This window comes from Nonlabens agnitus (genome assembly GCF_002994045.1).
GTDB lineage: Bacteria > Bacteroidota > Bacteroidia > Flavobacteriales > Flavobacteriaceae > Nonlabens > Nonlabens agnitus.
In genome coordinates, this window is record NZ_MQUC01000003.1 from 781,554 (window position 1) to 793,990 (window position 12,437).

At 39.0% G+C, this 12,437-nt stretch carries 7 protein-coding genes; 3 read left to right on the top strand and 4 right to left on the bottom strand.

Annotation, left to right across the window (positions count from 1 at the left end):
* The 4 genes from BST86_RS03715 to BST86_RS03730 form a co-directional block, all read right to left on the bottom strand.
* Complete coding sequence (locus BST86_RS03715; RefSeq protein WP_105982088.1) at positions 1–2,418, bottom strand: ABC transporter permease; 2,418 nt, start codon at positions 2,416–2,418, stop codon at positions 1–3.
* A 50-nt stretch (positions 2,419–2,468) separates the two neighbouring features.
* Positions 2,469–4,901 carry an ABC transporter permease gene (locus BST86_RS03720; RefSeq protein ID WP_105982089.1) on the bottom strand — a complete coding sequence of 811 codons (2,433 nt, stop codon included), beginning with the start codon at positions 4,899–4,901 and terminating at the stop codon, positions 2,469–2,471.
* A 62-nt stretch (positions 4,902–4,963) separates the two neighbouring features.
* Positions 4,964–5,665 (bottom strand): ABC transporter ATP-binding protein, encoded by a 702-nt coding sequence (locus tag BST86_RS03725; protein ID WP_105982090.1) that lies wholly within the window; start codon positions 5,663–5,665, stop codon positions 4,964–4,966.
* A 119-nt stretch (positions 5,666–5,784) separates the two neighbouring features.
* Positions 5,785–7,038 (bottom strand): efflux RND transporter periplasmic adaptor subunit, encoded by a 1,254-nt coding sequence (locus BST86_RS03730; RefSeq protein ID WP_105983934.1) that lies wholly within the window; start codon positions 7,036–7,038, stop codon positions 5,785–5,787.
* Between the two features lie 207 nt (positions 7,039–7,245).
* Between BST86_RS03730 and BST86_RS03735 the strand changes: the two genes are divergently transcribed.
* The 3 genes from BST86_RS03735 to BST86_RS03745 all read left to right on the top strand — a co-directional run bounded on the left by BST86_RS03735 (position 7,246) and on the right by BST86_RS03745 (position 12,060).
* Positions 7,246–8,592, top strand: a complete 1,347-nt coding sequence (locus BST86_RS03735) for a sigma-54-dependent transcriptional regulator (RefSeq protein ID WP_105982091.1) — start codon at positions 7,246–7,248, stop codon at positions 8,590–8,592.
* Positions 8,593–8,677: 85 nt separating this feature from the next.
* Positions 8,678–9,925 (top strand): sensor histidine kinase, encoded by a 1,248-nt coding sequence (locus tag BST86_RS03740; RefSeq protein ID WP_242446454.1) that lies wholly within the window; start codon positions 8,678–8,680, stop codon positions 9,923–9,925.
* A gap of 518 nt (positions 9,926–10,443) precedes the next feature.
* Positions 10,444–12,060, top strand: a complete 1,617-nt coding sequence (locus BST86_RS03745) for a DUF6377 domain-containing protein (RefSeq protein WP_105982093.1) — start codon at positions 10,444–10,446, stop codon at positions 12,058–12,060.
* Positions 12,061–12,437: the final 377 nt, after the last annotated feature.

The following is a 12,437-nucleotide window of genomic DNA, read 5'->3' on the forward strand; positions in this document are numbered from 1 at the left end:
CTATTCTGTCTTTAAACTATCTACTGGATTTGCAAGTGCCGCCGCTATCGTACGCACGCTTATGGTAGCGACCGCAATGACTAGGGCGATAATACCTGCCACAGCAAAAATCCAGATGTTTAACTCCATCCTATAGATGTAATTTTGTAGCCATTGTCCAGCAAAATAATAGGCGAGTGGCGCAGCAATTAAGAAGGCAATACCTACCAATTTCAAAAAATCCTTAGTTAGCAAAACTGTAATCGTAGAAACACTGGCGCCAATAACCTTGCGTATGCCTATTTCCTTTTTACGTTGGGCAACTACTAGTAATGAGATGGCAAATAGACCAATGCAACTAAGCACTATGGCTAGTATGGAACCGCTAGAAATCATCGTGGTCATGTACCGTTCCTTTTGTAATGTCCGGTCAATATTTTCATCTAGGAATGAACCAATAAATTCACGGTCTGGTTCGATAGTTTCCCAAGATTGCTTTACTGTTTCAAAAGAACTCTGCAGGTCACCAGGCGCTACTTTTACATAAGCATATCGCATGATCGCCCCATTATACATGAATAGAGTAAGTGGCTCTATACTATTGTTCAGGTTTTGAAAATTATAATCCTTGATAACACCTATCACATTGAATTTTGCAAAATCCAAATCGACTACCACGTCTAGCGGATTTTCCACATTAAACTGTGCAGCCATCGATTCATTGACAACTATAGAAAGGCTGTCTGCAGTATAGTTGCGATTGTGGGTTCGTCCTGCAACTAGAGGTATGTCGAGTGTTTCGGGATAGTCATAATCAACACTCAACATATCTGTTTTAATTTCACGACCTTCATATTCAAACCCAACGACGCTTCTAGACCTGGTATTATCCTTAGCCATTCCTAGTATATTATCAGCAGCAGTAATACTTATGATGCCAGGTTTACTGGAAAGGTCATCACGCAACAGTTTTATAAGTTGCTCTGGATCTTTGGAACTTTTCAGTGGTATAGAAATTACTTGCTCTTTATTGAAGCCAAGGTCTTTGGATCTTAAAAACTCCAACTGATTCCACAATACCAGCGTACCGCTAATCAGTAAAATGGCAATAGAAAACTGAACAACCATCAAGCTATCTCTTAAATAGTTTTTACCTGTATTCAATACCTTTCCTTTAAGTGCTTGTAATGTTTCCAATCGGCTCATAAGAAGGGCTGGATAACCACCGGCAAGAAGTGTGATGATTACAAATCCTAAAACCATAAATAGTAAAACTGATGGATCTGTCAACACGTTAAATGTGGCTTTTGTTCTAAATAGATTCTGAAAGGATGGCAGTAATATGAGTGCGATGCCGTAGGCGAGGATGATGGAGCTTATAAAAACGAGCATGCTTTCTCCCCAAAATTGAAAGAAGAGTTGGCGCCCATTGGCGCCTAATGTTTTACGCATCCCTATTTCTTTAAGTCTTTTGGTTCCTTTACCTATGCTCATGTTGATAAAGTTCACGCTGGCAATAAAAATGATAAGTAGGGCAATACACAGGATAAGGTACTGCAGGTTCTTGCTCACCTTTATCATACCATTAGAAATACTGGTAAAGTTGATATCAGTAAGCGGCAGCAGTTTTATTTGTCTATAGTTTCCATTAGGATCTGCCTGTGCGCCATCACGTTTTGAATTGGCAATATCATTTGCATAATGAAGTGCAGAGAATGCTGAAGTTGAAGATTCAAAGGTCTTGGGGTCAATCCCATCTTTTAATTGAACATAAACCTCATGGTTGTGATTGTCCCAGCGATCTACATTGTCTGCATAAATTCCAGCGGGCAGATTTGTAAAATTGAAAATCACGTCAAATCCAAGGCTGCTGGTATCTGGGAAATCTTTGAGTATTGCAGTTACGGTAACCGGTACTTGTTCTCCTTCTTGTTGAAGGATAAAACTTTTACCAATAGGATTCTCTTCTCCAAAAAATCGTTTGGCGGCGTACTCTGTAATTACAGCATCATTTTTATCGGTTAGTAATTTATTAGCATTCCCAGCAACAACGGGAAAGGTGAATATATTGAAAAATGAAGGGTCTACCCAAGAGGCACTAGCGGTAAAGCTTTTGTCATCAATAATAATGGATGGCGAGCCCGATTGAAATCTTGTAATATGTGCAATTCCAGGAACTTCTTCTTTCAAGGCATGAGCAAAGGGAACTGGATTTGCTACACCAGAGACCGTTCCTTGTGGTGTTTGCTCATTTGTGTACACTTGATAAATGGAGTCGCCATTTTCATGAAATTGGTCGTGAGACAGCTCAAAAATGGTAAACGTAATTAGTATAAAGGCAACAGCAAAAGCTGCAGTGAGACCTAGGATATTAAGCGCTGTGAAGGTGCGTTCCTTCCACAAGTTTCTTAAGGCTATCTTGATATAATTCTTGAACATGATGTGTTGTTTTATGGTTGATGTTTTTACGCTTTCGCGAAAGCGAACTTCTATTCTGATCTCAAACTATTGACGGGATTTGCAATGGCTGCCTTGATACTTTGATAACTCACCGTAACAATAGCTACAACAATGACCAATAATGCAGATACGGTAAGTACTTGCCAGCCTATCTCTATACGGTACGAGAAGTCCTGTAGCCATTTATTCATGGCAAACCAGCCTAACGGCAATGCGATGATGGTGGCAATGGCAACTAACTTCAAAAAGTCAGTAGTGAGTCCAACTGTGATTTGAGTAACGCTTGCGCCTAAAACTTTGCGAACGCCTATTTCTTTGGTTCGGTTTTGAGCGTTGAAAGCGGCGAGTCCAAATAGTCCCAAACAAGCAATGAAAATGGAAAGTCCTGTAAACACGATAAAAATGCTGCCAAGACGACGTTCTTCCTTATAAGAAGTATCAAATGCATCGTCCATAAAACGATAGTCGAATGGCTGGCCTGGTGCTCTTTTTGTCCAAATGTTTTCAATGGCACTAATGGCTCCAGCAAAGTCCGCTGTTTTTAGTTTTACTGCCATGGAACCCGTGGAGCGATCCATAAAAAGCCCAAGTGCTCCTATGTCGTCACGTAGTGATTCATAATGAAAATCTTTGATCACACCTATGATGGTAAAGTATACAGGCGCTTCTTGATCAAGCTCTTGTGTAACTCTTTTACCTAGCGCCTCATTTGCAGTAACACCTAAAGTTTTAAGCGTTGATTCATTGATAATTAGAGAAGTAGAATCAGCAACCGATTGACTGTTAAAATTACGTCCCGTGATCATTTCTAGATCTAGAGTTTTGATATAATCTTCATCCACGCGCCAGGTTTGCATTTGTACCGCATCTTGTTGATCCAACTTCCCTTCTTGAAAAAATGAACTATTTGATCGGGAAGAAGGCACTGGCATAAAACTGCTTACTGTGGCATTCTGTACGGCGCTCAATTGCAATATATCTTGCTTCAAAGCAGCGACTTGGTCACCTGCGGCATAAGCGTCATTGATGATAAGGACTTGTTCTTTGTCAAATCCAAGATCTTTACTCTGTATAAAATCGAGTTGCTGGAAAACAACCAGTGTTCCTACAATCAGGAATACGGATATGCCAAATTGAAAAACCACCAGGAAGCTTCTAATGTTCCACTTGCTGCTGCTTTTAAAATTGGAGCCTTTTAGTGTTTCTACTGGGACAAATTTTGAGATCACAAAAGCAGGATAACTACCTGAGAATAACCCTAACAATAAAGTGGCTACAAGGATAATAAGGTAGAACCATGGCTTTGCAAACGGTATCTCGATGGAGCGACCGGCAAGATCGTTGAAATAGGGCATGGCGATAAATGCAATGATCAATGCCACGACCATAGAGGCAAACGCCACAAGTCCAGATTCCGTTAGGAATTGAATGACCAATTGACTTCTATTAGAGCCTAGTGTTTTACGTATACCAACTTCTTTAGATCGCTTCAAAGAATGGGCGGTGGATAAATTCATGAAGTTCACACAAGCCAGAAAAATCAAGAAAAAGCCTATGAAGGATAGGATATAAATGTTCTGAATCGTTCCTTTTTCACCCATTTCTATGGAGCTATCGCTGTACAGATGAATATCAGTTAGAGGAATGGTATGATATCTCAAATAATTACCGGAAGCTTCGAAGGATTCTGCCGTCATACCAGGAAAAGTGCGTTGCGCCCATGGCAAAACGTACTTTTCCAACAAACCGTCCAGTTGATTTTGAAAGGTTACCATGTCAGTACCAGGCACCACTTTAATAAAAGTGAAATAGTTATTGCTTCCCCAAATATCTTCGCGAGAAGCTACATTGCCAGCCATCGCCATAAAAACACTATAGTCTTTCAAGAAGGAATTTTTGGGTAGATCTTCTAGAACGCCAGTCACCTTATAAGTGGTGTTATTATTAAGGATGATACTTTTACCAACGGCATCAATAGTCCCGAAATGATTCATAGCCGCACTGCGTGTAATCACCATGGTATTGACCTCTTTTAGGGCTGTTTTTTCATTCCCAGCGATCAGGTCAAGGCCAAAGAATTCTAGAAAAGTAGAGTCGGCAAATGTGGTGTTGAGTTCTTTGATGTTGTCCGTTTTATCGCTGGCTCTAAATAAATTGCTGCCTTGATTTCTAAAGCGTACGCTATTTTCCACCTCAGGGAAATCTGTTCTTGCGACTTGTGCTAGTGGTGGAGCAGTTTCTGCTGTTTTGATTTCAGCACCACCAAATTTGATGTCCATATCAATGCGATAAATACGATCTGCATCTGCAAACATATTATCGTGATTGAGCTCTTCATAGATATAAAGACCTATCAAAACACCGCCAGCCATGCCTATAGCAAGACCTAGCGTATTGATTAAGGTGAAAAAGGGTTGCTTCTTCAGACTACGGAATGCGATTTTGATATAATTCTTGAACATGCTTCTTGGTTTTAGTTGGTTGATGAGTTCGCTTTCGCGAAAGCGAAAAAGACATAAAAAATTTACACGTCTACGGCAGCTTTGTAATCTGCAAGCACATTTTCTGTCACTTTTTGACCGTCTAGCATCCTGATGATTCTGTGGCTGTATTTTGCATCGTGCTCGCTGTGAGTTACCATGATGATGGTCGTTCCAGCTTGATTGAGCTCAATGAGTAAGTCCATTACTTCGTTACCATTAGCGCTGTCCAAATTTCCCGTTGGCTCATCGGCAAGGATGAGTTTTGGGTTATTTATTACTGCTCTAGCGACGGCAACACGTTGCTGTTGACCACCAGAAAGTTGTTGTGGGAAGTGTTTGCGACGGTGCATGATTTGCATCTTTTCAAGGACTTCTTCCACACGCTTTTTACGCTCAGCAGGTTTGACGCCAGTGTAGATCAAAGGAAGTTCTACGTTTTCAAAAACGGTCAACTCATCAATAAGGTTGAAGCTTTGGAATACGAATCCTATGTTGTGCTTTCTTAACTCTGCACGTTTTTGCTCGTTGAAACCAGCAACCTCAGTGCCATTGAATATAAAACTACCGCCATCTGGATCGTCCAGTAATCCAAGGATATTGAGTAATGTGGATTTCCCACAACCTGATGGTCCCATGATGGCAACAAATTCTCCTTCATTAACGGTAAAGGATAATTTGTTGAGTGCCACGGTACGCACTTCTTCAGTGGCGTAGTATTTTTCTAAATCGGTTATTTTGATCATGGTGTAGGTTTTTATTCGTTGGTTATTTTTTTTATTCGCCCTCGACTAGTTCAGGCTTTTATTGTTGTTTTATTTTCTTCCCTAATAGTTCTCGACTAGGCTGGAACTGCCACCGGCAACTATTCCTTCAAAACTAATTCCTGTACGTCGCCATAATTATCATAGCTACTGGTGATCACTTTATCGCCAGGTTCAAGACCGCTTAGGACTTCGTAATATTCTGTGTTTTGACTGCCTAGTCTTATATCTACTTTGTAGGCCGTATTTCCATCTTCACTTACCTTGAAGATCCAGTTCCCACCGGTTTGCTGGAAGAATCCACCTTTAGGGATCAACATCGCTTGCTTCTCCTGGCTTAAGGCAAGTCGTATTTGTAGCGTCTGTCCACGGCGTATGCCTTCTGGCACTTCTTGACTGAAAACCATGTCGACTTGAAAGCGTCCGTTTGTCACTTGCGTAAATACCTTTTTGATTTCCAACTCATACGACTCACCAATGAATGAGAAACTTCCCGTTTGTCCATTGTAGATTCTAGAGATATAGTGCTCATCAATCTCAGCACGAACTTTAAAACCACTAAGCACATCTATTTGACCTAATCGTTCGCCTTTATTTTTGGATTGACCTATCTCTGCATCTAGCGAGGTCAATTGACCATCAACCGGCGCTCTAACGATGAGGTCAGCCACCTTACGGCGCATTAATTCCAACGCATTTTGTGTTCTGGCATACGAACTTTGCGCCTGACCAGCTTCTTGTTTTACGGAAAGTGAATCTTCTTTTAGCAATGCCTTAGACAGTTTCATACGTTCTACTTGGTAGTTATAATTATTTTCAGACTGAATCAATTCTTGCCTTGCGATGGCATCTTTGGAATACAGTTTTTTATTCAACTCATAAACACGACGCGCTTCGATCAGGCTATTTTCTACGTCTGTGTTTTGATTTAATCTATTAATGGTATTTTGACGCGCCGCATTTTGTGAGATTTGCATCTGGGTCAAGAGATTGTACACCGACGTTTCTTGGTTGACGAGGCTTAATTCAAGGTCGGTGTTGGACAATCTCATAATAGGCTCTCCTTTTTTCATGATGGCACCATCTTCCACAAACTTTTCCTCCACACGACCACCTTCTAGTGCATCCAGATAAATAGTAGTGATAGGTAAGACGATCCCATTCACAGGAATATTTTCTTGAAAAACGCCCTGTGTTGCTGCTGCAATACTGATACGTTCTTTCTCAACGTTTAATTTAGAACCGCCCATGGAAGAAAAAATCACGTAAATAATCAGGGCTACTAGTAGCACAACGCCAGCAATCATCAGGACTGTTTTCTTGTTAAAGCGTTTTTTTTCTAATTGGATATCCATTGGATTGGTATTGTTTTCTATACTCTTTGGCATAATGATGCCATAAACTTTATTTACAGGTAATCAGTTACTTACGATTTTAATATAAAATAAAAGTGTTCGGTTTTGATACACTTGGTGTACGCAGTTGATACAGATGTGGTTATGAAGAATAAAGGCGATCTCGCTTTCGCGAAAGCGGAATACAAATTTGTATTATTGTAACCTATGCAGCTTAAGAACGCCCAAATTTTAGTCATCGACGACGATGAAGATGTGTTGATTGCCATGCGGTTACTGCTTAAGTCCAAAGTAAAGGAAGTAGTCGTCAATAAGAATCCGAACATGATCCAAAGCCTTATGGCAGGCCAAAAGTTTGATCTAGTCATTCTAGATATGAATTTCAATGGGCTGGTAAATACGGGTAACGAAGGCATTTTCTGGCTCAACAAAATCAAACAGCATTCACCCGACATGGACGTTATTTTGATCACGGCCTATGCTGATATCGATCTTGCCATACGCTCGTTGAAATTGGGAGCTTCTGATTTTATGGTCAAACCCTGGAAGAATGTCAAGGTGCTGGAAACCATAACAGATTTGCTTGCTAAAAAAGGCAATGGCAGGCCGAAAAAAATTGCACTCGACTCCAAAACACGTATGATAGGCGATAGCGCACCCATGCAGGATGTGTTTATGAAAGTGAAAAAAGTAGCTTCAACAGATGCTAATATTCTAATTCTAGGAGAAAATGGAACTGGTAAAGAGCTCATTGCACAGGCCTTGCACGAGCAATCGCACCGCAAGGACATGCCGTTTGTGAAAGTCGATGTAGGCGCGTTGACGTCCACATTGTTTGAAAGCGAATTATTTGGTTATAAAAAAGGAGCATTTACAGACGCTCGCGAGGATAGAAAGGGAAGGTTTGAAGCCGCTCATGGCGGTACACTTTTTCTGGATGAAATAGGGAATATCACCTTGCAACAGCAGGCTCGATTGCTTTCTGTGTTGCAAAATCGTAGGGTTACTCCTTTGGGCTCAAATGAATCCGTCCCTATTGATATTAGGCTAATTTGTGCTACCAACCTCACCATTCAAAATCTTGCAGATGAGCAGCGATTCCGCAAGGATTTGATGTACCGCATCAATACGGTTGACATCACCGTACCGCCATTGCGCGACCGTGATAATGATCTAGAATTACTTGCAAATTACTTCATTGATCAATACGCTGAAAAATATGGCAAGGTAGCACCACAAATGCAGCCTAGTTTCTTGAAGAAATTACACGAGCACCGATTTCCTGGGAATGTTAGGGAATTACAATACGCTCTTGAACGTGCTATCATTATGAATGATGGTAATGTATTAGATGGTGATGATTTGACATTCTCAGCGATGGAGAGTGATGCTATTCCAGATCAAGCTCCTCAAACAAGCAACTTAGAAGATTTAGAAAAAGCTACGATTCTAAATGTCATTGATAAAAACAACGGCAATATTTCAAAATCAGCCAAAGAATTGGGACTAACAAGAACCGCGCTGTACCGCAGGCTGAATAAATATGACTTATAACAATTACGCCTTTTTTCTTTTTCTCAGGATCTGCGGACTTTTATCGTCAGCATTTATTCTGTCGTATGGAGTTTTAGAATCGCAATTGTATTTTATTATTGGTGGCGCTGTTTTCACGCTCGGTTTTTTTATCAATATCTATCGTTATGTTACCAAACGATTTGTAGAAATGGATGATTTCTTTGAATCGGTCAAATATCGAGATTTCTCTAGATGGTTTGTGGAAGATCGAGGTTCTCAAGATATGCGACGATTGCATAAAGGGTTCAACCTGGTAAATAGAACCATCAAAGAGATCAATAACGATCGTCAAGCGCAGTTTGTGTATTTACAGAAAATTCTTGCGATGGTCAACGTTGGGATCATTGCTTTCAATGTAGAAACAGGTGCCGTGCTATGGATCAATGATTCGTTCTTGAAGTTACTTGACTTTCCTAGTTTTAAGAACATCAGCTTTGTCAAGTCAAGGAGGCCTGAAATTTTTGAAGAGTTGTTTGATAAATACCATACCACCATCACATCGACGACCTTGCGCATGCGACAAGAAGATATTGAGGTGCTAATTTCAGATACTGTTTTTGAAGTTGAGGATACTTCTTTTAAACTGGTGGTCATTCAAAATATTGAGGACACGTTAAATCATAATGAAAGCGAGGCATGGAAAAAGCTATTAAGTGTCATGACCCATGAGATCATGAACAGTATCGCGCCTATCTCTTCACTTGCAGAAACATTAGAAACTAATTTAAAAGAGTCCATTGAAAAGCCTGCGCTTCAACTCACAGATCCAGAGGATGTTCTGGCAGGAATATCCAGTATCAAGAAGAGGAGTGAAGGACTTATGAAGTTTGCTCAAACCTATCGCAGCCTCAATAAAGTGACTCATTTAAACAGAACAGAGGTATATGCAAAAGATTTACTTGATAGTATTCAAAACCTCTTGCAACCATCTATAAAGGAAAAGGAAGTCAAGCTAGAATTTGAGGTATCAAATCCTAAGCTACAGTTAGAAATCGACAGTTACTTAATTGAGCAAGTCTTGATCAATTTGATTGTAAACGCCATTGAAGCAACAGAAGATTTTGAGTCTCCACAAGTAATGGTTCAAGCGATGACCAATTCCAAGGGAAATATTCAAATCATCATTAGAGATAACGGTAGCGGAATTCCAGCCGAAATCATGGAAAGTGTTTTTGTGCCTTTTTTCAGCACAAAAAATCGTGGTAGCGGCATAGGCCTAAGTCTTTCCAAACAAATCATGACACTGCATCAAGGTAAAATACAATTAAGGAACCTAGAGCCTAGAGGAACGGAGGCTCGATTGATATTTTAGAGGTTTATCAGCAAATTAAAGCTCCTTGACCATTTCCTGATTTTCTTTTATCGCGCTGCAATTGAGAACCGAATTTAAGCGAAAAATAGATTTAAATTATATTATAAAAACACTGTGCTGATCTGTTTATTTGCCAATACAGAATATTCAATGTCTTGATATTACTGGTATTCTGCATAATCAGGTGGAGGATAGGTGTACATTTATTTCTCCTAAAATACTCCGAGGGAAGGATTTCCCATCTATAAGCATTGAACTGTAATGTTCAAATATTTGATAAGCTGGATAGTTTACAGTTCTTACTATCAGCTATCCAATGATTTTGAAATGGTTTACTGGCGTTTCAGCAAATCCGATTTCATAAAATGTCATATGCCTAAAGCTTAGGTCATTGCTTTTTATAATACTTACAGGAAATCAAAAAATTTACGGTAGATTTTCTTGAAATATAAAGTTAGGGTAGACTCAAGTATTTTTATGGTCGCGTTGATTTTGACCTTATTTTATATCTTCGGATAATGGGTCTAAAATCTTTTTTATTTCTCCTTATTATCTTTTCAGCCTTCTTGGGTTTATCTCAAGAAAATGAGCTTTTGAATGATCTTGATGCGGCAATAAACAAACGAAAGGAGTATGAGAGTGCAAAGCTCCAAAACATAAAGAAAATAAAGTCAAGGCTGAAGCAAGCTGTGACTAATGATTATCAGGCTTATCGAGAAAGAGAAAAACTTATAGACCTTTATAAGGATTATAACCTAGACAGTACGGTATACCATATTTCCAAGAATATAAGTACTGCGAAAAAAATAGGCTATGACAGCTTATTGATCAAGTCCCAATTGCAGTTAGCTTCAAAACTTTCCTCTTCAGGAAACTACAAAGAGGCCTTTGACATTTTAGAGAACATTCCCAAAGACAACTTGACTAAGGCAAATCGCTACACTTATTTGTATGAGTTTTCTTTGCTTTATAAACAAATGGGGAATTACACACCTCTTCAAGAATCCAGCGATTCTTACTTAATGCAATATAAAACCTATGCGGATTCCTTGCTGGACGAATTGCCGCGCCAATCAGACCTTTATAAGTATATGTTGCAAATGCGATTGAGGGATGATGGAAAACTCAAGGAAAGCCTTGGTATAAATTTAGAATTACTTGAGAAATTGTCTCCCGACTCAAGAGAGTATGCGGGCTTGACATTTTTCATATCAACCATATATAATTCATTAGGTAATGTTGAAAAGCGTCGAGCCTATTTAGCAAAGTCCGCTACGGCTGATATTAAGGCAGCTGTAAAGGACAATGCTTCGCTAGCTGACTTAGCGGTAGACCGGTTTGAGCAAGGTGAGGTTGAAAAGGCACATGAATACATCAACATAGCCTTTGAAGATGCTAAGCAGTATAATTCAAAGCTGCGTTTTGTAACTATTGCCAACGTACTTCCAGCCATTAATCAAGCCTATGAAACAGAACTTCAAGCTCAAAAGAAAAGTTTATGGGTTAGTATAATAGTAATCAGTTTAATGGCTGTTTTACTCACACTGGCCATAATTTATATCAATAAACAGCTAAAGAGAATTGTTGAAGCAAGACGTGGATTAGAGAAAGTGAATGAAAAGCTATTGAGTACAAATAATGAATTGGTTGATTTATCTGAGGAATTACGTAAAACGAATACAATCAAAGAGCATTACATAGGTAGTCTGCTCGGTTTAAGTTCCAATTACCTGAACAAACTTGATGGATATAGAAAAACCGTGACTAAAATGCTGTTGCGTAAAGAGTACGATGAGTTATTAAAGCGAACTAAATCCCACGATGTCATTAAAGAGGAACAACGTTCATTCTATAATAATTTCGACAATATTTTTCTTCAAATTTATCCAGACTTTGTTGCACAAGTGAATGGTCTCTTAAGAGAAGACGAACAAATCCAAATCAAAAAGGACGAACTTCTTACACCTGAGTTGAGAATTTATGCTTTAATAAGATTAGGAATTTGTGACAGTTCCAAAATAGCAGAGCTACTTCATTACTCTGTAAACACGATATATAATTACCGGGTAAAGTTGAAAAACAAGTCTAGAGGTGATAGAGATTTGTTTGAAGAAGAGGTGAAACAAATTACTTAAAATCGCCCTCCAATTTAAAAGTCCTGACGAATCTTTTATCGAATTAGGATATTTCAGCTACTATTTTTGCCTTATGTGCAAAAAACTCTACTACTTTATTTCTAATCATGTTTTTAATTAAATATCTGTAAACTAGATATTTAAATGTTTAAAAAGCTTCTATAGATCCACTTTAATTTTTTCGTGATGGTTTAGAGCCTTAAATCTTCCTTTCTTCGTAAGCGCTGTGAGAAACCTCACTTAAATCTAAATCTTATGAAAAATTGTCCTTACAATTTTGTAGTTGCTCATCACGTAATCTTAAAATGAAACGAGTTTTTAAATGCAATTACTACATCGATGTAGCTACCGCAGGAGAATTCCATTTCCAAATTACT